The sequence below is a fragment of the Variovorax sp. GW821-FHT09A10 genome (genome assembly GCF_059418385.1).
This window is the reverse complement of sequence record NZ_JBWKPT010000003.1, coordinates 575,837-597,754: the sequence shown is the minus strand read 5'-3', so window position 1 is coordinate 597,754 and position 21,918 is coordinate 575,837. Positions and strand designations below refer to the sequence as shown.

22 protein-coding genes and 1 tRNA gene are annotated in these 21,918 nt (G+C 65.3%); 22 read left to right on the top strand and 1 reads right to left on the bottom strand.

Going from position 1 to position 21,918, the window contains the following annotated elements; genetic code table 11:
- Positions 1-102 precede the first annotated feature (102 nt).
- Positions 103-471, bottom strand: coding sequence for an Hsp20/alpha crystallin family protein (locus tag AC07Q9_RS16020; protein ID WP_495310664.1), 369 nt, complete (start codon positions 469-471; stop codon positions 103-105).
- Positions 472-598: 127 nt separating this feature from the next.
- Here AC07Q9_RS16020 and AC07Q9_RS16015 point away from each other — a divergent pair, with 127 nt between their 5' ends.
- From AC07Q9_RS16015 to nuoL, 22 genes are all read left to right on the top strand, one after another.
- A complete protein-coding gene (locus tag AC07Q9_RS16015; protein WP_495310662.1) occupies positions 599-1,882 on the top strand; it encodes a branched-chain amino acid ABC transporter substrate-binding protein in 1,284 nt (427 codons plus the stop codon).
- A 5-nt stretch (positions 1,883-1,887) separates the two neighbouring features.
- Complete coding sequence (locus tag AC07Q9_RS16010; RefSeq protein WP_495310660.1) at positions 1,888-3,081, top strand: pyridoxal phosphate-dependent aminotransferase; 1,194 nt, start codon at positions 1,888-1,890, stop codon at positions 3,079-3,081.
- 11 nt (positions 3,082-3,092) lie between these two features.
- Positions 3,093-3,887 carry a helix-turn-helix transcriptional regulator gene (locus AC07Q9_RS16005; RefSeq protein WP_495310658.1) on the top strand — a complete coding sequence of 265 codons (795 nt, stop codon included), beginning with the start codon at positions 3,093-3,095 and terminating at the stop codon, positions 3,885-3,887.
- A gap of 83 nt (positions 3,888-3,970) precedes the next feature.
- Positions 3,971-4,981 (top strand): DMT family transporter, encoded by a 1,011-nt coding sequence (locus AC07Q9_RS16000; RefSeq protein WP_495310656.1) that lies wholly within the window; start codon positions 3,971-3,973, stop codon positions 4,979-4,981.
- The gene (gene rpsO / locus AC07Q9_RS15995; protein ID WP_056579564.1) at positions 4,978-5,244 is read left to right on the top strand and encodes a 30S ribosomal protein S15; all 267 of its coding nucleotides are present in this window, start codon (positions 4,978-4,980) and stop codon (positions 5,242-5,244) included. The genes AC07Q9_RS16000 and rpsO overlap by 4 nt, the downstream gene beginning before the upstream one ends.
- Before the next feature lie 204 nt (positions 5,245-5,448).
- The gene (pnp, locus tag AC07Q9_RS15990; RefSeq protein WP_489058752.1) at positions 5,449-7,788 is read left to right on the top strand and encodes a polyribonucleotide nucleotidyltransferase; all 2,340 of its coding nucleotides are present in this window, start codon (positions 5,449-5,451) and stop codon (positions 7,786-7,788) included.
- A gap of 90 nt (positions 7,789-7,878) precedes the next feature.
- Positions 7,879-8,877 carry an NAD(P)H-quinone oxidoreductase gene (locus tag AC07Q9_RS15985; RefSeq protein WP_495310653.1) on the top strand — a complete coding sequence of 333 codons (999 nt, stop codon included), beginning with the start codon at positions 7,879-7,881 and terminating at the stop codon, positions 8,875-8,877.
- 13 nt (positions 8,878-8,890) lie between these two features.
- Positions 8,891-9,655, top strand: coding sequence for a triose-phosphate isomerase (tpiA, locus tag AC07Q9_RS15980; RefSeq protein ID WP_495310651.1), 765 nt, complete (start codon positions 8,891-8,893; stop codon positions 9,653-9,655).
- Positions 9,656-9,693: 38 nt separating this feature from the next.
- Entirely contained in the window at positions 9,694-10,107 is a 414-nt protein-coding gene (gene secG, locus AC07Q9_RS15975) for a preprotein translocase subunit SecG (protein WP_495300862.1), read from the top strand.
- A gap of 119 nt (positions 10,108-10,226) precedes the next feature.
- Positions 10,227-10,311 (top strand) — tRNA-Leu (locus AC07Q9_RS15970).
- 67 nt (positions 10,312-10,378) lie between these two features.
- Positions 10,379-10,738, top strand: a complete 360-nt coding sequence (locus AC07Q9_RS15965) for an NADH-quinone oxidoreductase subunit A (RefSeq protein WP_055805154.1) — start codon at positions 10,379-10,381, stop codon at positions 10,736-10,738.
- Positions 10,739-10,753: 15 nt separating this feature from the next.
- Entirely contained in the window at positions 10,754-11,233 is a 480-nt protein-coding gene (locus tag AC07Q9_RS15960) for a NuoB/complex I 20 kDa subunit family protein (protein ID WP_007837763.1), read from the top strand.
- A 13-nt stretch (positions 11,234-11,246) separates the two neighbouring features.
- On the top strand, positions 11,247-11,858 hold the full coding sequence (locus AC07Q9_RS15955; protein ID WP_495310648.1) for an NADH-quinone oxidoreductase subunit C: 612 nt from the start codon (positions 11,247-11,249) through the stop codon (positions 11,856-11,858).
- A gap of 5 nt (positions 11,859-11,863) precedes the next feature.
- Entirely contained in the window at positions 11,864-13,117 is a 1,254-nt protein-coding gene (locus AC07Q9_RS15950; protein WP_492682749.1) for an NADH-quinone oxidoreductase subunit D, read from the top strand.
- Positions 13,118-13,127: 10 nt separating this feature from the next.
- Positions 13,128-13,670, top strand: a complete 543-nt coding sequence (locus AC07Q9_RS15945; protein ID WP_062475406.1) for an NADH-quinone oxidoreductase subunit NuoE family protein — start codon at positions 13,128-13,130, stop codon at positions 13,668-13,670.
- The gene (gene nuoF, locus AC07Q9_RS15940; RefSeq protein WP_159271073.1) at positions 13,670-15,010 is read left to right on the top strand and encodes an NADH-quinone oxidoreductase subunit NuoF; all 1,341 of its coding nucleotides are present in this window, start codon (positions 13,670-13,672) and stop codon (positions 15,008-15,010) included. Before AC07Q9_RS15945 ends, nuoF begins: the two co-directional genes overlap by 1 nt.
- 20 nt (positions 15,011-15,030) lie before the next feature.
- The gene (nuoG, locus tag AC07Q9_RS15935) at positions 15,031-17,202 is read left to right on the top strand and encodes an NADH-quinone oxidoreductase subunit NuoG (RefSeq protein ID WP_495310646.1); all 2,172 of its coding nucleotides are present in this window, start codon (positions 15,031-15,033) and stop codon (positions 17,200-17,202) included.
- The gene (nuoH, locus tag AC07Q9_RS15930; RefSeq protein WP_492682743.1) at positions 17,199-18,275 is read left to right on the top strand and encodes an NADH-quinone oxidoreductase subunit NuoH; all 1,077 of its coding nucleotides are present in this window, start codon (positions 17,199-17,201) and stop codon (positions 18,273-18,275) included. The genes nuoG and nuoH overlap by 4 nt, the downstream gene beginning before the upstream one ends.
- 18 nt (positions 18,276-18,293) lie before the next feature.
- Positions 18,294-18,839, top strand: a complete 546-nt coding sequence (gene nuoI / locus AC07Q9_RS15925; protein WP_062475395.1) for an NADH-quinone oxidoreductase subunit NuoI — start codon at positions 18,294-18,296, stop codon at positions 18,837-18,839.
- 37 nt (positions 18,840-18,876) lie between these two features.
- Positions 18,877-19,536 (top strand): NADH-quinone oxidoreductase subunit J, encoded by a 660-nt coding sequence (locus AC07Q9_RS15920; protein ID WP_062475392.1) that lies wholly within the window; start codon positions 18,877-18,879, stop codon positions 19,534-19,536.
- The gene (gene nuoK / locus AC07Q9_RS15915) at positions 19,533-19,841 is read left to right on the top strand and encodes an NADH-quinone oxidoreductase subunit NuoK (protein ID WP_056579591.1); all 309 of its coding nucleotides are present in this window, start codon (positions 19,533-19,535) and stop codon (positions 19,839-19,841) included. Before AC07Q9_RS15920 ends, nuoK begins: the two co-directional genes overlap by 4 nt.
- 7 nt (positions 19,842-19,848) lie before the next feature.
- Positions 19,849-21,894, top strand: a complete 2,046-nt coding sequence (gene nuoL / locus AC07Q9_RS15910; RefSeq protein ID WP_495310643.1) for an NADH-quinone oxidoreductase subunit L — start codon at positions 19,849-19,851, stop codon at positions 21,892-21,894.
- Positions 21,895-21,918: the final 24 nt, after the last annotated feature.

Here is a 21,918-nt window from a genome sequence, read left to right as displayed (position 1 = left end):
GTCACATCATGTGACGTTATCCAGCGCTATTGTGAATACGACGCTTGTTTAAAGTCAAAACAAGCTGTCACTAACATTTTCTTCGTGGGGGCATCGGTCCGACTAGTTGATCTGCAAGTGCGAAACCTGGCTTGCCGGCGCCAGCTTGCCGAGCTTCAGGGTCAGCACGCCGTTCTCCAGCTTGGCTTCGCTGGTGGCCAGGTCGATGGCCTGCGGCAGCTCGTAGGCGAGCTTGATCTGGCGCTTGGCTTCGGCCTTGCTTTCGATGCGGACCACGGCGCCTTCGATGGCCACCGACAGGTCTTCACGCGACAGGCCGGGCACGTCCAGCGACAGGGTCCAGCTCTTGTCGTCCTGCTCGACCAGGGGCGAGCGGCGGGCGCCGGCAAAGGCCTCGTTCACGAAGCGCTCGAAAGCGCGGTCGTGGGTACGGGGAGCGAAATGCGCGCGGTGGGTGGGGGTGAAGAACATGGCGAAAACTCCAGGGTGAATGAACACAATGGGGACATGGAATGTGTGTCCCTTACACTGCGCGGCCTTTCCATCGTGAGTGCCGCTTGACACCTCATCTAGGCGCATCGGCACGCGTTTCAAGACAATGAAAACCCCCTTTATTTGGCGTCGCCAGGCCTTGAAATTCGCAGCGGCGGCGCTATGCGCGACCCCGTTCGCCGGCCTGGCCCAGGCCCCGCAACCCGCCCCCATCCGACTGGCGCTCATCGAAAGCATGAGCGGCCCGTTTGCCAACACCGGCGAGGCCGTGTTCCGCAACCTGCTGTGGGCCGTGGAGCGTGTGAATGCACGCGGTGGCGTGAAGCTGCCGGGCGGCGCACGGCCGCTGCAGCTCGATCGCTACGACAGCAAGGGCCAGAACGAAGAGGCGCTGTCGGCGCTGCGCGCGGCCATGGACGACGGCACCCGCATCGTGCTGCAGGGCAATTCGTCGGTGACGGCGGCGGCGCTGATCGATGCCATCGACAAGAACAACGAGCGCGACCCGTCGCGGCGTGTGATCTTCCTGAACTACTCGGCCGTCGATCCGGTGCTGACCAACGAGCGCTGCAGCTTCTGGCACTTCCGCTTCGACGCCCACGCCGACATGCGCGTGGCCGCGCTGATGGACGTGGTCAAGGACGACGCGGCGCTCAAGCGCGTCTACCTGATCGGGCAGGACTACAGTTTCGGCCAGGCCGTGCTGCGCGAATCGCGCCGCCAGCTCGGCGTGCAGCGCCCCGACGTGGAGATCGTCGGCGACGAGCTGCACCCGATGGGCAAGGTGAAGGACTTCGCGCCCTACGCCACCAAGATCCTCGCGAGTGGCGCGCAGGCCGTGGTCACCGGCAACTGGGGCAACGACCTCACGCTGCTCGTGAAGGCCGCGCGCGAAGCCGGCTTCAACGGCAGCTTCTACACCTTCTACGGCAACGCGCTGGGCGCGCCCGCCGCCATCGGCGACGCGGGCATCGGCCGCGTGGTCGCCGTGGCCGACTGGCTGCCGAACGTGCAGACGCCGCAGTCCGAGGCCTTCTACCGGGCCTTCCGCACGCGCTTTCCGCGGCCGGCCGACGACTACGTGCACATGCGCATGCAGCTGCTGGTCGAGTCGCTCGCGCAGGCGCTGGAGCGCGCGGGCAGCACCGAGGCCGTGCCGCTGGCGCGCGCGCTGGAGCAGGCCGACGTCAACCTGTACGGCCAGCGCGGTCGCATGCGCGCGGCCGACCACCAGTTCCAGCAGCAGCTGGTGGTGGGCGTGATGGACAAGCAGGGCAAGCCCGGCGTGCAGTTCGACGTCGAGGGCTCGGGCTATGGCTTTCGCGTGATCAAGACGATCGCGCCTGAGCGTGCCGAGCAGCCCACCTCTTGCAAGATGAAGCGCCCCTGAGGTGCATGACCCCGACAGCACAGGAACTCCCCGACATGCGTGAAGCCATCCACCACCTCGAAGCCTCGAAGATCCGCGAAGTCGCCAATGCCGGCATGGGCCGCGACGACGTGCTCGCCTTCTGGTTCGGCGAGAGCGACGAGGTCACTCCCGAGGTGATTCGCCAGGCGGCCATCGAGTCGCTGCAGCGCGGCGAAACCTTCTATGCGCACAACCTCGGCCTGCCCGAGCTGCGCGAAGCCATCGCGCGCTACACCAGCCGCCTGCACCCGACGGTCGATGCCTCGCGCATCGCCGTCACCTCGGGCGGCGTGAGCGCGCTGATGCTCGCGGTGCAGGCGCTGGTCGACGCGGGCGACGACGTGGTCGCCGTCACGCCCGTGTGGCCCAACCTCACGGCGCAGCCGGCGATCATGGGCGCGCAGGTGCGCACGGTGTCGCTGGTGCCGGTGAACGGGCAGTGGACGCTCGACCTGCCTGCATTGCGTGCCGCGGTCACGCCGAAGACGAAGTTGCTGATCGTCAACGCGCCGAACAACCCCACGGGCTGGACGATGACGCGCGACGAGCAGCAGGCCGTGCTCGACCATTGCCGCGAGACCGGCACCTGGATCCTGGCCGACGAGGTGTATGAGCGCCTGTACTTCGAGCCCACGCCGAATGGCTGTGCGCCGAGCTTCCTCGACATTTCTACGCCCGACGATCGCCTCGTCGTGACGCACAGCTTCTCGAAGAGCTTCCTCATGACCGGCTGGCGCCTCGGCTGGCTGGTGCTGCCGCCGGCGATGGTCGACGGCATCGGCAAGCTGATCGAGTTCAACACCTCGTGCGCCAGCGTGTTCACGCAGCGCGCCGCCATCGCTGCGCTGGCGCACACGGCCGACATCACGCCGCGCGTCGTCGCACACCTGAAGCAGTGCCGCGACACGCTGGTGCCGCTGCTGGCGGCCGTGCCGGGCGTGCAGGTGGCGCCGGCCAAGGGCGGCATGTACGCCTTCTTCCGGCTCGAAGGTTTCGGCGATTCGCTCGAACTCGCCAAGCGCCTCGTTGCCGAAGCCGGCCTGGGGCTCGCGCCGGGCAACGCCTTCGCGCCCGAGGCGCAGGGTTGGTTGCGCTGGTGCTTCGCGTCGAAAGACCCGCAGCGGCTGGTGCAGGGCGTCGAGCGGCTGCGCGGCTGGCTGGCCAAGCAGCAGGGCTGAGGCTTTCCGGCATGGCCTCGAGGTCCGCGCCCGTCGATGCCGTGCGCATCCGCGGCTCGGCGCTGCCGGGCCTGCAGGCGATCGCAGCCGAATCGAAGCGCAGCTTTCCGCGCCACATGCACGACGTGTTCGGCATCGGCGTGATGGACCGCGGCGGACAGCGCTCGGCCAGCGGGCGCGGCGCGGTCGAGGCGGTGCGCGGCGATGTCATCACAGTCAATCCGGGCGAGGTGCACGACGGTGTCGCGATGCGCGGTGAAGCGCGGGCCTGGCGCATGCTGCATCTGGCGCCTGCGCTGCTGTCGGATGGCACACCGCCGGGGTTCGAGCTGACGCGGCCGGTGTTGAGCGACCCGGCGCTGCGGCTGGGTTTCGATCGGCTGTTCGCGGCCGTCGTCGAAGGCGACGAAGCGCTGGCGCTGGAGCAGGGCGTGCTGCAACTGCTGCGCGATGCGCCTGGCGCGCGGGCTCCTGAATCGCCACGGCGCGTGGCGCCGGTAGCGATGGAGCGTGCGCGTGCACGCATCGCCGACGACTGCGTCCATGCGCCCACACTCGCCGAGCTGGCGCGCGAGGCGGGCCTGAGCCGCTACCAGCTGTTGCGCGGCTTCGCGTCCGCCTTCGGCTTGCCGCCGCATGCCTGGCTGCAGCAGTGCCGGCTGTCGCGCGCCCGCCGGCTGATCGCGCAGGGCAGGGCGCTGGCCGATGCCGCGGCCGGCGCGGGCTTCTCTGACCAGAGCCACATGACGCGGGCCTTCGTGCGCTTCCTGGGCTTCACGCCCGGGGCGTATGCGGCGGCGCGCTAGCTCGATTCCTGCAATTTCGTTCAAGACCGCCGCGCCCCTGGCGGGAGACGCTCGCGCTTTCTGCAAAACGGAAGGCGATCAGGATGTCGGAACGAAGCAAGGGAATGTGGCTGTGCGCGCTCGCGATGGTCACGGTCGGCAGCACGGTGGTCGCGAGCAAGCTCATCGCCAGCGGCCTGCCGCCGTTCACAGCGACCGCGCTGCGCTTCGCGCTGGCGCTGCCCGTGTTCGTGGCGCTCATGGGGTTCATGCGCGCCCGCTGGCCGCGCCCCGATCGCCACGACGCCGTGCTGCTGCTGTGCCAGGCGGCGGCGGGCAGCGTCGGCTACACGGTGCTGCTGATCCTGGGCGTGCGCTGGGCGCCGGCCGCCGATGCGGGCGTGGTGACCGGCACGCTGCCGGCCATGGCCGCGCTGGTGGCTGTGCTGGCGCTGCGCGAGCGGCCGGGGCGCTATCTGGTGGGCGGGATCGTGCTCGCGAGCCTGGGCGTGCTGGCGATCACGCTGCGCCCGGGCGACGGGAGCGGCGAGCGCACGTCGACCGCGCTGCTTGGCAACCTGCTGGTGCTGGGGGCGGTGGCGCTCGAGTCGCTGTTCATCCTGCTCAACAAGCGGCTGCGCGTGCCGCTGGCGCCGCTCGTGCAATCGACCGCGATGGTCGCGCTGGGGCTGCTGCTGTCCGTGATTCCGGCGCTGCTGGAACGCGCCTGGCTTCAGCCGGTGCCGGCCGAGGCGCTGGCCGGGGTGGCCTACTACGCGCTGGTGCCGACGGTGGCGGGCTTCCTGCTCTGGTACGCGGGCGCCGCCCGGCTGCGGGGCGCCGAGGCGGCGCTGTTCACGGCGCTGATGCCGGTGTCGGCGCTGGTCCTGGCCGCGTGGTGGCTGGGGGAGGCCGTGGGGTGGGCCCAGGTCGCTGGCGCCGCCTGCGTGCTGGGGGCCGTGGGGCTGGTTTCGCTTGACGGAAGGCGGCGGGAGGGAGCGGTCAAGCCGGCCGATGTATACTCCCAAAGCTTTGCATGCCGCAAGGCGCACGGTGAGGGCAGTTCCAGTGCTCACCGCAAGTCAAACATCCCGGAACAAGGAAATTCAACATGATCGCAGCCTCCATCAAGGCCGAAGTTGTCAAGGACAACGCCCGTGCAGCCAACGACACCGGCAGCCCCGAAGTGCAAGTCGCACTGCTGACCGCCCGTATCAACGAGCTGACCCCCCACTTCAAGACGCACGCCAAGGACCACCACGGTCGTCGCGGCCTGCTGCGCATGGTCAGCCGCCGTCGCAAGCTGCTCGACTACCTCAAGTCCAAGGACGCCGAGCGTTACACCGCGCTGATCGCCAAGCTGGGTCTGCGCAAGTAATTCGAATCGCATGAAAAAACGCCTGGGTTAGTCCGCTAGCTCAGGCGTTTTTTACTTCGCGATCCACTTTCGGAGTGCCCAACAGAGCGAAGCTGTGTCATTCCAATGAAGTTCGCCCCGAGCTTCGCTGGAATGGCATCGTGTTCTGAGCAGCCTCCGCCCCTTGCGAATCCTGTGTGATTCGCTATCAAAATAGGAGCAATAATGAGCCTCTTCAACAAAATCACCAAGTCCTTCCAATGGGGCGACAAGACTGTCGTCATGGAAACGGGTGAAATCGCCCGCCAGGCGACCGGCGCCGTGCTGGTCGACATCGACGGCACCGTGATCCTGGCGACTGTGGTCGCTTCCAAGACCGCCAAGCCCGGCCAAGATTTCTTCCCGCTGACCGTCGACTACATCGAGAAGACCTACGCCGCCGGCAAGATCCCCGGCAGCTTCTTCAAGCGCGAAGCCAAGCCCAGCGAACACGAAACCCTGACCAGCCGCCTGATCGACCGTCCGATCCGCCCGCTGTTCCCCGAAGGTTTCCTGAACGAAGTGCACGTGGTGATCCACACCGTGTCGCTGAACCCTGAAGTCGACGCCGACATCGCCGCCATGATCGGCGTGAGCGCCGCCCTGTCGATCTCCGGCATCCCGTTCAGTGGCCCGATCGGTGCCGCCCGCGTGGGCTACATCAATGGCCAGTACGTGCTGAATCCGGGCCCTACGGCCCGCAAGGATTCGCAGATGGACCTCGTCGTCGCCGGCACGCAGGCCGCCGTGCTGATGGTCGAATCCGAAGCCCAGCAACTCAGCGAAGAAATCATGCTGGGCGGCGTGGTGTTCGGCCACGAGCAAGCCAACATCGCGATCAACGCGATCCATGACCTCGTGCGCGACGCCGGCAAGCCGGAATGGCTCAAGGAAGGCACCTGGGTGCCTGAAGCCAAGGACGAAGACTTCATCGCCAAGATCAACGGCCTGGCCGAAGAAAAGCTGCGCGCCGTCTACCAGATCCGCAGCAAGCAAGCTCGCACGCAAGCCCTGCGTGAAGCCAATGCCAGTGTCTTCACGGCCCTGAAGGCTGAAGGCGCCGAGTTCGACGCCGGCAAGGTCAGCGACCTGCTGTTCGCGATCGAATCGCGCATCGTGCGCGGCCAGATCCTGCAAGGCGAGCCGCGCATCGACGGCCGCGACACGCGCACCGTGCGCCCCATCGAAATCCGCAACTCCGTGCTGCCCCGCACCCACGGCTCGGCGCTGTTCACGCGCGGCGAGACGCAGGGCCTGGTCGTCACCACGCTCGGCACCGAGCGCGACGCACAGCGCATCGACGCGCTGGCCGGCGAGTACGAAGACCGCTTCCTGTTCCACTACAACATGCCTCCCTTCGCCACTGGTGAAGTGGGCCGCATGGGCTCCACCAAGCGTCGCGAAGTGGGCCACGGCCGCCTGGCCAAGCGCGCGCTTGTCGCCGTGCTGCCGACCAAGGAAGAATTCCCGTACACCATCCGCGTGGTGTCGGAAATCACCGAGTCGAACGGCTCCTCGTCGATGGCTTCGGTCTGCGGCGGCTGCCTCTCGATGATGGACGCTGGCGTGCCCATGAAGGCGCACGTGGCCGGTATCGCCATGGGCCTGATCAAGGAAGACAACCGCTTCGCGGTGCTGACCGACATCCTGGGCGATGAAGATCACCTGGGTGACATGGACTTCAAGGTGGCCGGCACGACCAACGGCATCACCGCGCTGCAGATGGACATCAAGATCCAGGGCATCACCAAGGAAATCATGCAGGTCGCACTGGCGCAGGCCAAGGAAGCGCGCATGCACATCCTGGGCAAGATGCAAGAAGCGATGGGCGAAGCCAAGGCCGACGTGTCGCAGTTCGCACCGCGCCTGACCACGCTGAAGATCAACCCCGAGAAGATCCGCGACGTGATCGGCAAGGGCGGCGCCGTGATCCGTGGCCTGCAGGAAGAAACCGGCACGACGATCAACATCGACGAAGACGGCACCATCACCATCGCCTCGACCGATCCGGAAAAGGCCGAATTCGCCAAGAAGCGCATCGAGCAGATCACCGCTGAAGTCGAAATCGGCAAGGTCTACGAAGGCCCGATCACCAAGATCCTGGACTTCGGCGCACTGGTCAACTTGCTGCCCGGCAAGGACGGCCTGCTGCACATCAGCCAGATCGCGCACGAGCGCGTCGAGAAGGTGACCGACTACCTGAGCGAAGGCCAGATCGTGAAGGTCAAGGTTCTCGAGACCGACGAGAAGGGGCGCGTCAAGCTGTCCATGAAGGCCCTGACCGAGCGTCCGGCCGGCATGGAATACAGCGAGCGCCCGCCACGTGAAGACCGCGGCGATCGCGGTGACCGTGGCGGCGACCGCCGTGAGCGTTCGGACCGTGGCGACCGCGGCGGCGACCGTGGTGGTGATCGTGGCGAGCGCGCACCGCGCTTCAACGACCAGCAGCAACAGCCCCGCGGCGAGCAGCAACAGCAGCCCGCCGGCGAGTCGCAGCAGCAAGCGCCGCGCGAACCGCAGGAGTAAGCAGTGAGGCGCGACGGCCTGGTGCCGTCGCCTCTCGTGGACAGCCACTGATGCCCGCCCCTGTGCGGGCATCCGAGTCTCGGAGACCCCATGAAAGCCATTGAGATCACTTCGTACGGCGCCCCCGAGGTGCTGCGCGTCGCTGCACGTCCCGACCCGGTGGCGGGCGAGGGCGAGCTGCTGATCCGCGTGGCGGCCAGTGGCGTGAATCGCCCGGACGTGCTGCAGCGGATGGGGCACTACCCTGTGCCGCCTGGCGCTTCCGACCTGCCGGGCCTCGAAGTGGCCGGCGAGATCGTGTCGGGCGACGCCAAGGCGTTGGCCGAAGCGGGCTTCAGGGTCGGCGACCGCGTGTGCGCGCTGGTCGCCGGTGGCGGCTACGCCGAGCTGTGCGTGGCGCCTGTGGCGCAATGCCTGCCGGTGCCCAAGGGCTGGAGCGACATCGAGGCGGCCTCGCTGCCCGAGACCTTCTTCACCGTCTGGAGCAATGTGTTCGAGCGCGGCCGCCTGCAGAAAGGCGAGACCCTGCTGATCCAGGGCGGCTCGAGCGGCATCGGCGTCACGGCGATCCAGATCGCCAAGGCGCTCGGCGCGACCGTGATCGTCACGGCCGGCAGCGACGACAAGTGCGAAGCCTGCCTGAAACTCGGCGCCGACCACGCGATCAACTACCGCACGAGCGATTTCGTCGAAGTGGCGAAGCAGCTCACGGGCGGCAAGGGCGTGGACGTGGTGCTCGACATGGTGGCCGGCGACTACGTGGCGCGCGAGGTCGAGTGCCTGGCCGAAGACGGCCGGCTCGTGATCATTGCGGTGCAGGGCGGTGTGAAGAGCGAGATCAACGCGGGCCTCGTGCTGCGTCGTCGGCTCACGATCACCGGCTCGACGCTGCGTCCGCGGCCGGTGGCGTTCAAGGGTGCCATTGCCAAGGCGCTGCGCGAAAAGGTCTGGCCGCTGCTCGAAAGCGGCGCGGTCAAGCCGGTGATCCACAGCACCTATGCGGCAGCAGGTGAGCCCAGCGGCGCAGCCCAGGCTCACACCCTGATGGAATCGAACCAGCACATCGGCAAGATCGTGCTGACTTGGTGAGACGAACAACGCGATGACAACCTTCAAGAAACTGATTGCCGGCAACTGGAAGATGAATGGCGGCCTGGCCGCCAACGAGGCGCTGGTGAAGGCCCTGCAGCAAGGGCTGGCAACCAGCCCTGCGGCTTGCGGTGTTGCACTGTGCGCGCCTGCGCCGTACTTTGCCCAGCTGCAATCGCTGCTGGCGGGCACGCCGTCGCTGGCCCTCGGTGCGCAGGACATTTCGGCGCACCCGCAAGGCGCATTCACCGGCGAGCAATCGGCGGCGATGCTGAAGGACTTCGGCGTGCGCTATGCCATCGTGGGTCATTCGGAGCGTCGCCAGTATCACGGCGAGACCGATGACGCGGTGGCGGCCAAGACGGCGGCGGCGCTGGCGAATGGCATCACGCCGATCGTCTGTGTGGGCGAGACGCTGGCACAGCGCGAAGCAGGGCAGACCGAAGAGGTCGTCAAGCGCCAGCTGGCCGCGGTGATCCATCTGAACGGCCACTGCATCAGCGAAATCGTCGTGGCCTACGAGCCGGTCTGGGCCATCGGCACGGGCAAGACGGCTTCGCCGGAGCAGGCGCAGGCGGTGCATGCCGTGCTGCGTGCGCAGCTGCACCATGCCGCGAGCGAGCACGCCGCGGGCATCAAGATTCTGTACGGCGGCAGCATGAACGCGGCGAATGCCGCCGAACTGCTGGCGCAGGCCGACATCGACGGCGGCCTCATCGGTGGAGCCTCGCTCAAGGCGTCCGACTTTCTGCAGATCATTTCTGCCGCTGCACGCTGATCGCGGCAACGGCAGCCATCACTTAGGAGTAAGAACGAATGAACGTGGTCCTCAATCTTCTGGTCGGCGTGCAAATGCTGGCGGCGCTGGCAATGATCGGCCTGATCCTGATCCAGCACGGCAAGGGTGCCGACATGGGTGCAGCCTTCGGCAGCGGCAGTGCAGGCAGCCTGTTCGGTGCCAGCGGCAGTGCCAACTTCCTCTCGCGCACCACGGCCGTGCTGGCTGCGGTGTTCTTCGCCTGCACGCTGCTGCTGGCCTACTTCAGCCACGCACGCCCTGCGGGCGGTGGCAGCCTGCTGGAGCGTGCGGCCGTGGGTGCACCTGCCGTGCCGGTCGCTCCTGCGACGACGGGCGCTGCGGGCGAAATCCCTGCTGCAGCAGCACCTGCCAAGGCCGCTTCGGCGCCTGCTGCACCCGTTTCGGGCTCCGGCCAGATTCCGGCCAAGTAATCAGGTTGTTTTCATGCAGCCGTTCGTGAGAAACGGCTTCATTTCAGGGTAAACTCTAAATCTGTTCAGAAAGCCAAATGCCTCAACGGCACCTCATGCCATCTGGACAGTTAAAAACCGCGGTCGTGGTGAAATTGGTAGACACGCTATCTTGAGGGGGTAGTGGCGAAAGCTGTGCGAGTTCGAGTCTCGCCGACCGCACCAAATCTCACCGGCAGAAGATCTCTATCCAGAGGCTCTTCTGTCGGTGGCAAGCGGTGAAAATTTCTCGATGAACCTCGATTCCTACCTTCCCGTCCTTTTGTTCATTTTGGTCGGGGTCGGCGTAGGCGTCGCCCCGCAAGTCATCGGATACATCCTCGGGCCCAATCGGCCCGACGCTGCGAAGAACGCGCCCTACGAGTGCGGCTTCGAAGCCTTCGAGGATGCGCGCATGAAGTTCGACGTGCGCTATTACCTCGTCGCGATTCTCTTCATCCTCTTCGATCTCGAAATTGCCTTTCTCTTTCCGTGGGCCATTGCGCTCAAGGAAATCGGCGCTGTTGGCTTCTGGGCCATGATGATCTTTCTCGCCATCCTCGTCGTGGGCTTTGTCTACGAGTGGAAAAAAGGCGCGCTCGACTGGGAATGACAAGGAGGCAACACGATGGCCATTGAAGGCGTTCTCAAAGAAGGCTTCGTCACCACGACCTACGACTCGGTCGTGAACTGGGCGAAGACCGGATCTCTCTGGCCGATGACGTTCGGCCTCGCATGCTGTGCGGTCGAAATGATGCACGCGGGCGCTGCTCGCTACGACATCGACCGTTTCGGCATGTTGTTCCGCCCCAGCCCGCGCCAGTCCGATCTGATGATCGTGGCCGGCACGCTGTGCAACAAGATGGCGCCGGCGCTGCGCAAGGTCTATGACCAGATGCCCGAGCCGCGCTGGGTGCTCTCGATGGGCTCCTGCGCGAACGGCGGCGGTTACTACCACTACAGCTATTCCGTGGTGCGTGGCTGCGACCGCATCGTGCCGGTCGACGTCTATGTGCCGGGTTGCCCGCCCACCGCTGAAGCACTGCTGTACGGCGTGATCCAGCTGCAGCAGAAGATTCGCCGCACCAACACCATTGCCCGCGCCTGAGAGATTGCCGACGATGACTGACTTTGCAATTTCGCCGGAGGTGCTGCGCGCCACGATCGCCGAGGCGCTCGGCGCCAAGGCCAAGAGCGTGACGCTCGCGCTCGAAGAAGTGACCGTCGTGGTCAGTGCCGCCGACTACATCGATGCAGCAACGCTGTTGCGCGATGCGCCCGGCTGCCGCTTCGAGCAGCTGATCGACCTCTGCGGCATGGACTATTCCGACTACCGCGAAGGCGAGTGGCAGGGCGAGCGCTACTGCGTCGTCTCGCATCTGCTCTCCGTGAGTCTCAACCAGCGTGTGCGCCTGAAGGTGTTCGCGCCGAATGAAGACCTGCCCGTGGTCGACTCGCTCCAGCCCGTCTGGAGCGCCGCCACCTGGTTCGAGCGCGAAGCCTTCGACCTGTACGGCATCGTGTTCGACGGCCACGACGACCTGCGCCGCATCTTGACCGACTACGGCTTCATCGGCCATCCGTTCCGCAAGGACTTCCCGGTGTCGGGTCACGTCGAAATGCGCTACGACGAAGAGCAGAAGCGCGTGGTCTACCAGCCGGTCTCGATCGAGCCGCGCGAAATCACGCCGCGCGTGATCCGCGAAGACAACTACGGCGGCGGTTTGCACTGACAGATATGGCCGAAATCAAGAACTACACACTCAACTTCGGTCCCCAGCACCCCGCAGCACACGGCGTGCTGCGCTTGGTGCTCGAGCTGGACGGCGAAGTGATCCAGCGTGCCGACCCCCACATCGGCCTGCTGCACCGTGCGACCGAGAAGCTCGCCGAATCGCGCACCTTCATCCAGTCGCTGCCCTACATGGACCGCCTCGACTACGTGTCGATGATGTCCAACGAGCACGCCTACTGCCTCGCCATCGAGCGGATGATGGGCCTGGACGTGCCGATCCGCGCGCAGTACATCCGCGTGATGTTCGCCGAGATCACCCGCCTGCTGAACCACCTGCTGTGGCTCGGTGCGCACGGTCTGGACTGCGGCGCGATGAACATGCTCATCTACTGCTTCCGCGAGCGTGAAGACCTGTTCGACATGTACGAAGCCGTGTCCGGCGCGCGCATGCACGCGGCGTACTTCCGTCCGGGCGGCGTCTACCGCGACCTGCCGGATTCGATGCCGCAGTACAAGGTCAGCAAGATCAAGAACGCGAAGGCGATCGAGCGTCTGAACGAGAACCGCCAGGGTTCGCTGCTCGACTTCATCGACGACTTCTGCAAGCGCTTCCCGAAGATGGTCGACGAGTACGAAACGCTGCTCACCGACAACCGCATCTGGAAGCAGCGCACCGTGGGCATCGGCGTGGTCACGCCGGAGCGCGCGCTGAACCTCGGCTTTACCGGCCCGATGCTGCGTGGCTCGGGCGTCGAATGGGACCTGCGCAAGAAGCAGCCCTACGACGTCTACGACCAGATGCAGTTCGACGTGCCTGTGGGCAAGACCGGCGACTGCTACGACCGCTACCTCGTGCGCGTGGAAGAAATGCGCCAGGCCAACAAGATCATCCAGCAATGCTCGGCATGGCTGCGCGTGAATCCCGGCCCGGTCATCACCGACAACCACAAGGTTGCTGCGCCCGCGCGCGAATCGATGAAGGCGAACATGGAGGAGCTGATCCACCATTTCAAGCTCTTCACCGAAGGCTTCCACGTGCCCGAAGGCGAAGCGTACGCCGCCGTCGAGCACCCCAAGGGCGAGTTCGGCATCTATCTCGTGAGCGACGGCGCCAACAAGCCGTACCGCCTGAAGATCCGCGCCCCGGGCTTCCCGCACCTCGCTGCCCTCGACGAAATGTCGCGCGGCCACATGATCGCCGACGCTGTCGCGGTGATCGGCACGATGGACATCGTGTTCGGCGAAATCGACAGGTGAGAAAGAGCGAATGACGACTTCCTCAACCCATCACCATGACGCGGCGCCCTCGGCACCGCTGAAGGCCGCCATCCTCGAGCGCTTTGCGCGCGAGGTCGCGAAGTACCCCGAAGCCGGCAAGCAGTCGGCTGTGATGGCCTGCCTCGCCATCGTCCAGCAGGACGAGGGCTTCGTGAGCGTGCAGCGCGAGCGCGAGATCGCCGCCTACCTCGGCATGGCGCCCATCGCCGTGCACGAAGTGACGACCTTCTACAACATGTACAACCAGCATCCGGTGGGCAAGTTCAAGCTCAACGTGTGCACCAACCTGCCGTGCCAGCTGCGCGACGGCGTGACCGCGCTGGTCCATCTCGAGAAGAAGCTCGGCATCAAGATGGGTGAGACCACGGCCGACGGCCTGTTCACGCTGCAGCAGAGCGAATGCCTCGGCGCCTGCGCCGATTCGCCCGTGATGCTGGTCAACGACCGCACCATGTGCAGCTTCATGAGCAACGACAAGCTCGACCAGCTCATCGACGGTTTGCGCAGTGCCAAGCCAGGGGAAGCTTCGTGATGACGCCCGAACAGGTTCTCTCGCAATTTCAGGCCACCGGTGTCCAGACCTGCTTCCATGACCGCCACATCGGCGCTCAGATTTATGCAGGCCTCGATGGCACCAACTGGCATCTGGCCGACTACGAAGCGCGCGGTGGCTACCAGGCGCTGCGCAAGATCCTCACCGAGGGCCTCACGCCCGACCAGGTGATCGCCGAAGTGAAGGCCTCGGGCCTGCGCGGCCGTGGCGGCGCCGGTTTCCCGACCGGCTTGAAGTGGAGCTTCATGCCCCGCCAGTTCCCGGGCCAGAAGTACCTCGTCTGCAACTCGGACGAAGGCGAGCCCGGCACGTGCAAGGACCGCGACATCCTGCAGTTCAACCCGCACATCGTGATCGAAGGCATGGCCATCGCCGCGTATGCGATGGGCATCAGCGTGGGCTACAACTACATCCACGGCGAGATCTTCCAGAGCTACGACCGCTTCGAGGCCGCCCTCGAAGAGGCGCGTGCCGCGGGCTACCTCGGCGACAAGATCATGGGCAGCACGTACAACTTCCAGTTGCACGCCGCCCACGGCTTCGGTGCCTACATCTGCGGCGAAGAAACCGCGCTGCTCGAGTCGCTCGAAGGCAAGAAGGGCCAGCCGCGCTTCAAGCCGCCGTTCCCGGCCAGCTTCGGCCTGTACGGCAAGCCGACCACCATCAACAACACCGAGACCTTCGCGGCGGTGCCCTGGATCATCCGCAACGGCGGCCAGGCCTACCTCGAGTGCGGCAAGCCGAACAACGGCGGCACCAAGATCTACTCGGTGAGCGGTGACGTCGAGCTGCCCGGCAACTACGAAGTGCCGATGGGCACACCGTTCTCCAAGCTGCTCGAACTGGCCGGTGGCGTGCGCAAGGGTCGCACGCTCAAGGCCGTGATTCCCGGCGGCTCGTCGTCGCCGGTGCTGCCGGCCGACATCATGATGGCCTGCACCATGGACTACGACTCCATCGCCAAGGCCGGCTCCATGCTGGGTTCGGGCGCGGTGATCGTCATGGACGACAGCCGCTCGATGGTCGAGTCGCTCAAGCGCCTCTCGTACTTCTACATGCACGAGTCCTGCGGCCAGTGCACCCCCTGCCGCGAAGGCACCGGTTGGCTCTACCGCGTGGTGGACCGCATCCACAACGGACAAGGCAAGCCCAGCGACATGCAGCTGCTGGACTCCGTGGCCGGCGACATCATGGGCCGCACCATCTGTGCGCTCGGCGATGCGGCAGCGATGCCCGTGCGCGCCATGATCAAGCACTTCCGCCATGAGTTCGAGGCCCTGATCCCGGGTCACGTCCCGACGGCGCCCGTCAAGGCCTGAGTGCGAGAAGAAACACAGACATGATCGAAATCGAACTCGACGGCAAGAAGGTCGAAGTGACCGAAGGCAGCATGGTGATGCATGCGGCCGAAAAGGCGGGCACCTACATTCCGCACTTCTGCTATCACAAGAAACTCAGCATCGCGGCCAACTGCCGCATGTGCCTGGTCGACGTGGAAAAGGCGCCCAAGCCGATGCCGGCCTGCGCCACGCCCGTCACGCAGGGCATGATCGTTCGCACCAAGAGCGACAAGGCCATCAAGGCCCAGCAGTCCGTCATGGAGTTCCTGCTGATCAACCACCCGCTGGATTGCCCCATCTGCGACCAGGGCGGTGAATGCCAGCTGCAGGATCTGGCCGTGGGCTACGGCGGTTCTTCTTCGCGTTACGAAGAAGAAAAGCGTGTCGTGTTCCACAAGGACGTCGGCCCGCTGATCAGCATGGAAGAAATGAGCCGCTGCATCCACTGCACGCGCTGCGTCCGTTTCGGCCAGGAAGTGGCCGGCGTGATGGAGCTGGGCATGTCGCACCGCGGCGAGCACTCCGAAATCGAAACTTTCCTCGGCGACTCGGTCGACTCCGAGCTGTCGGGCAACATGATCGACATCTGCCCGGTCGGCGCGCTCACGAGCAAGCCCTTCCGCTACAGCGCCCGCACCTGGGAACTGTCGCGCCGCAAGTCGGTGAGCCCGCACGATTCCACCGGTGCCAACCTGATCGTCCAGGTCAAGAACAACCGCGTCATGCGCGTGGTGCCGCTCGAGAACGAAGACGTCAACGAATGCTGGATCGCCGACCGCGACCGTTTCTCGTACGAAGCGCTCAACGGCACGGAACGCTTGACGCAGCCCATGCTGAAGCAGGGCGGCCAATGGCAGCAGGTCGACTGGCAGACGGCGCTCGAGTACGTTGCCAACGGCCTCAAGCAGATCAAGACCGACCACGGTGCACAAAGCATCGGCACGCTGGTCAGCCCGCACAGCACGCTCGAAGAGCTGCAGCTCGCCGCCATGCTCACGCGTGAACTGGGCAGCGACAACATCGACTACCGCCTGCGCAACGCCGAATTCACGGCCTTCGAAGGCGTGCGTTGGCTCGGCACCTCGATCGCCTCGCTCACGCAAGTGCAGCGCGCGCTGGTCGTCGGCTCCAACCTGCGCAAGGAACATCCGCTGTTCGCACAGCGCATCCGCCAGGCCGTGCGCAAGGGCGCCGCGCTGTCGGTGATCACCTCGTCCAGCCTCATGGCCGACCGCGGCGCCTGGGCCATCGACGTGGCGCAAGCCTCGATCGTCGAAGCCGACCAGTGGGTCGAGGCGCTGGCCGCCGTGGCCGCTGCCATCGCCCAGACCAACGGCGCCGCCGCGCCGCTGGCACCGAAGAACGCGCCCGACGCTGCCGCGCAAGCCATCGCAGCCTCGCTGCTGAGCGGCGAGCGCAAGGCGATCCTGCTCGGCAATGCCGCCGCGCACCACGCACAAGCCAGCAGCCTGCTGGCCCTCGCGAACTGGATCGGCGCACAGACCGGCGCCACCGTCGGCTACCTGACCGAAGCCGGCAACACCGTGGGCGCACAACTCGTGGGCGCCTTCCCGCAGAACGGCGGCCTCGATGCCGGCCGCATGCTCGCCGCCGGCTCCGGCCTCAAGGCCGTGCTGCTGCTGAACACCGAGCCGGTGTTCGACTCGGCCGCCGGTGCTGCCGCCGCCGATGTCATCGGCAATGCGCAGATGGTGGTCACGCTGAGCCCCTTCAAGGCCAACCTCGAGTTCAGCGACGTGCTGCTGCCCATCGCCCCGTTCACCGAAACGCCCGGCACCTTCGTCAATGCCGAAGGCCGCCTGCAGGGTTTCCATGCCGTCGTGAAGCCGCAAGGCGAAACGCGTCCGGCCTGGAAGGTGCTGCGCGTGCTGGCGAACCTGCTCGGCCTGCCGGGCTTCGCCTTCGAATCGACCGCCGAGGTGCTCGCCACCATCGGTGACAAGGGCTCCGTGCCGGCGAACGCGCTGAGCAACGCCACGTCCGCCAAGGCCGTCGCGGCCAGCGGCGCGGTGGCTGCACCCGTGGTCGCGAGCATCTACCAGCTCGACTCGATCGTGCGTCGCGCACCGTCGCTGCAGCTGACCGCCGATGCGCGCAACGCATCGACCGCACAGGGTGCACCGACGCGTGCCGAGGAGGCACTGGCATGATCGACGCAATTCATGGCTTCGGCCTGGGGCTGGTCGCCGCAGGCTGGTGGACGTCCGTCGTCTGGCCCGTGATCTGGACGCTGATCAAGATCATCGTCGTCGTGATCCCGCTGATGGGCGCCGTGGCGTACCTCACGCTGTGGGAACGCAAGGCCATCGGTTTCACGCAGATCCGCGTGGGCCCGAACCGCATCGGGCCGCTGGGCCTGCTGCAGCCGATCGCCGACGCGCTCAAGCTGATGACCAAGGAAATCATTCTTCCGACGGTCGCCAACAAGGGCCTGTTCCTGCTCGGCCCCATCATGACCATCATGCCGGCGCTGGCCGCATGGGCCGTGATTCCCTTCGGTCCCGACGTGGCACTGGCCAACATCAACGCCGGCCTGCTGTTCGTGATGGCCATCACCTCGCTCGAGGTGTACGGCGTGATCATCGCCGGCTGGGCCTCGAACTCGAAGTACGCCTTCCTGGGCGCGCTGCGCGCCTCGGCACAGATGGTGAGCTACGAAATCGCGATGGGCTTCTGCTTCGTCGTGGTGCTGATGGTCACGGGCAGCCTGAACATGTCCGACATCGTGACGGTGCAGGGCAAGGGCATGTTCCATGACATGGGCCTGGGCTTCCTGTCGTGGAACTGGCTGCCGCTGCTGCCGATCTTCGTCGTCTACTTCATCTCGGGTCTCGCCGAAACCAACCGCCACCCGTTCGACGTGGTGGAAGGCGAGTCCGAAATCGTGGCCGGCCACATGATCGAGTACTCGGGCATGAGCTTCGCGATGTTCTTCCTGGCCGAGTACGCCAACATGTGGCTCGTCTCGATCCTGACCGTGGTGCTGTTCCTCGGTGGATGGCTGCCGCCGTTCGAGTTCCTGAGCTTCATTCCGGGCTGGATCTGGCTGGGCGCCAAGACCTTCTGCGTGGTCACCATGTTCCTGTGGGTGCGCTCGACGTTCCCGCGCTTCCGTTACGACCAGATCATGCGTCTGGGCTGGAAGATCTTCATTCCCGTCACCCTGGTGTGGCTGGTCGTGGTCGGTGGCTGGATGCAGACACCGTTCAACATCTGGAAATAAGCAGGAAGCGACGACATCATGACTGCTTCACACACCGCCGGAGGGCTTGGACGCACCTCCAAGCTGGCCTCCGCACCGTTCTCGCTCAAGGACTTCCTGGGCAGCTTCATGCTGTTCGAACTGTTCAAGGGCCTGGCCATCACGGGCAAGTACGCCTTCGCGCGCAAGATCACCGTCCAGTTCCCCGAAGAGAAGACGCCGCTGTCGCCGCGCTTCCGCGGTCTGCACGCGCTGCGCCGCTACGAGAACGGCGAAGAGCGCTGCATCGCCTGCAAGCTGTGCGAGGCCGTGTGCCCTGCACTGGCCATCACCATCGAATCCGACGTGCGTGACGATGGCTCGCGCCGCACCACGCGCTACGACATCGACCTGACCAAGTGCATTTTCTGCGGCTTCTGCGAAGAGAGCTGCCCAGTCGACTCGATCGTCGAGACGCACATCTTCGAATACCACGGCGAAAAGCGCGGCGACCTGTACTTCACCAAGGACATGCTGCTGGCCGTGGGCGACCGCTACGAAAAAGAAATCGCGGCGAACAAGGCGGCCGACGCCAAGTACCGCTGAGCCGGCTCCGCTCGAAACCCGTACCAATCGAATTCCAATGGACGTCAAGACCGGTCTGTTCTATCTGTTTGCCGCGGTGCTGCTGTTTGCAGCCTTCCGCGTCATCACCTCCCGCAACCCCGTGTACGCCGCGCTGTACCTGGTGCTGGCTTTCTTCCAGGCCTCGGCCATCTGGCTGCTGCTGCGCGCCGAGTTCCTGGCGATCTCGCTCGTGCTGGTGTACGTCGGTGCCGTGATGGTGCTGTTCCTGTTCGTCGTGATGATGCTGGACATCGACGTCGACGGCCTGCGAGAGGGCTTCTGGAAACACTTCCCGCTGGCCGCAGGCATCGGCGCGCTCATCGCGCTCGAAATGGCCGCCGTGCTCATGGGCGGCTTCCGCCTGGGCGAAGGCCCGCGCGCCATGGCGACGACCTCGCCCAACAGCTCGAACACGCTCGAGCTGGGCAAGCTGCTGTATTCCGAATACCTCTATCCGCTGGAAATCGCCGCGGTCATCCTGCTGGTGGCCATCATTGCCGCCATTGCACTGACGCTGCGCACCCGCAAGGACAGCAAGTACGTCAACCCGTCGGACCAGGTGCGCGTGAAGGCGCGCGACCGCGTGCGCATCGTGCAGATGCCCGTCACGCGTGCGGCCGAGCCGGTGGTCGAGGCCCCGGCAGCGGATGCAGCTGCAAAGGAAAACAAGGCATGACGCTCACGCTCGGACACTTTCTCTCGCTCGGCGCGATGCTCTTCGCGCTGTCGGTGATCGGCATCTTCCTGAACCGCAAGAATCTGATCGTGCTGCTCATGGCCATCGAGCTGATGCTGCTCGCGGTCAACATGAACTTCGTGGCCTTCTCGCACTACCTGGGCGACATGCACGGCCAGATCTTCGTGTTCTTCATCCTGACGGTGGCGGCGGCCGAATCGGCCATCGGCCTCGCGTTGCTGGTCCTGTTGTTCCGCAACAAGTCGAGCATCAACGTCGACGAACTCAACTCGCTCAAGGGTTGACAGCAGTATGAGCGCAACCCTTTCCGCATCCACCTTGCTGGCCGTGCCGATGGCACCCCTGGTCGGCGCCGCACTTGCCGGCCTGTTCGGCACGAAGTTCGGCGGCAACCACATCGGCCGCAAGGTCACGCATTCGCTGACCATCCTGGGCGTGTTCGTCGCCTTCGTGATCTCGGCGCTGACGCTGAAGTCGGTCATCGTCGACGGTGCCCGTTTCAACCAGACGCTCTACGAGTGGATGATCGTCGGCGGCCTGAAGATGGAGGTCGGCTTCCTGGTCGACGGCCTCACGGCCATGATGATGTGCGTCGTGACCTTCGTGTCGCTGATGGTCCACATCTACACCATCGGCTACATGGAAGAAGACGACGGCTACAACCGCTTCTTCTCGTACATCTCGCTGTTCACCTTCTCGATGCTGATGCTCGTCATGAGCAACAACATGCTCCAGCTGTTCTTCGGCTGGGAAGCGGTGGGTCTGGTGTCGTACCTGCTGATCGGCTTCTGGTTCAACAAGCCCACGGCCATCTTCGCGAACATGAAGGCCTTCCTGGTCAACCGCGTGGGTGACTTCGGCTTCATCCTGGGCATCGGCCTGATCGCCGCCTACGCCGGCACGCTGAACTACGGCGAAGCCTTCGCCAAGGCGCACACGCTGGCCGGCATCACCTTCCCGGGCACCGAGTGGATGCTCATCACGGTGATCTGCATCTGCCTGTTCATCGGCGCGATGGGCAAGAGCGCCCAGTTCCCACTGCACGTGTGGCTGCCCGACTCGATGGAAGGCCCGACCCCCATCTCGGCGCTGATCCACGCGGCGACCATGGTGACGGCCGGCATCTTCATGGTGGCGCGCATGTCGCCGCTGTTCGAGCTGAGCGACACGGCCCTGAGCTTCATCCTCGTGATCGGTGCCATCACCGCGCTGTTCATGGGCTTCCTGGGCATCATCCAGAACGACATCAAGCGCGTGGTCGCGTACTCGACGCTCTCGCAGCTGGGCTACATGACGGTGGCGCTCGGTGCCTCGGCCTACTCGGTCGCGGTGTTCCACCTGATGACGCACGCCTTCTTCAAGGCGCTGCTGTTCCTCGGTGCGGGCTCGGTGATCATCGGCATGCACCACAACCAGGACATCCGCTGGATGGGCGGCGTGCGCAAGTACATGCCCATCACCTGGATCACCTCGCTGCTGGGTTCGCTCGCACTGATCGGCACGCCGTTCTTCTCGGGCTTCTACTCGAAGGACAGCATCATCGAGGCCGTGCATGAAAGCCACCTGTGGGGCGCGCAGTTCGCCTACTACGCGGTGCTGGCCGGCGTGTTCGTGACGGCGTTCTACTCGTTCCGCATGTACTTCCTGGTCTTCCACGGCAAGGAACGCTACGACCAGAACCCCGATGCGCACCATGACGACCATGCGCACGATGCCCATGGTCACGACGATCACGGCCATGGCCACGACGCCCACAAGCCGCACGAATCGCCGATGGTGGTCTGGCTGCCGCTGGTGCTGCTGGCGATCCCCTCGGTGGTGATCGGCTTCATGACGATCGACCCGATGCTGTTCGGCAGCTTCTTCAAGGACGCGATCTTCGTGGACAGTGCCAAGCACCACGCGATGGGCGAGCTGAAGGAAGCCTTCCACGGTCCGGTCGCCATGGCGATCCACGGCCTGCAGACCGCACCGTTCTGGCTGGCGCTGGCCGGCGTGGCGCTGTCGTACTACATGTACATGATGAACCCGGCACTGCCGGCCGCCATCAAGCGCGCCTTCAGCCCGATCTACAACCTGCTCGAGAACAAGTACTACCTCGACTGGATCAACGAGAACATCCTCGCCCGCGGTGCGCGCCTGCTCGGCACGGGCCTGTGGAAGGGCGGCGACCAGGCCCTGATCGACGGCGCGATCGTCAACGGTTCCTGGAAAGTGGTGGGGCGTGTGGCCGGTGTCGTGCGCTGGCTGCAGTCGGGCTTCATCTATCACTACGCCTTCGCGATGCTGCTCGGCATCTTCATCCTGATGACGTACTTCGTCTGGTTCAAACGTTGAGCCCGAACGCTGGAGAAAAAGAAA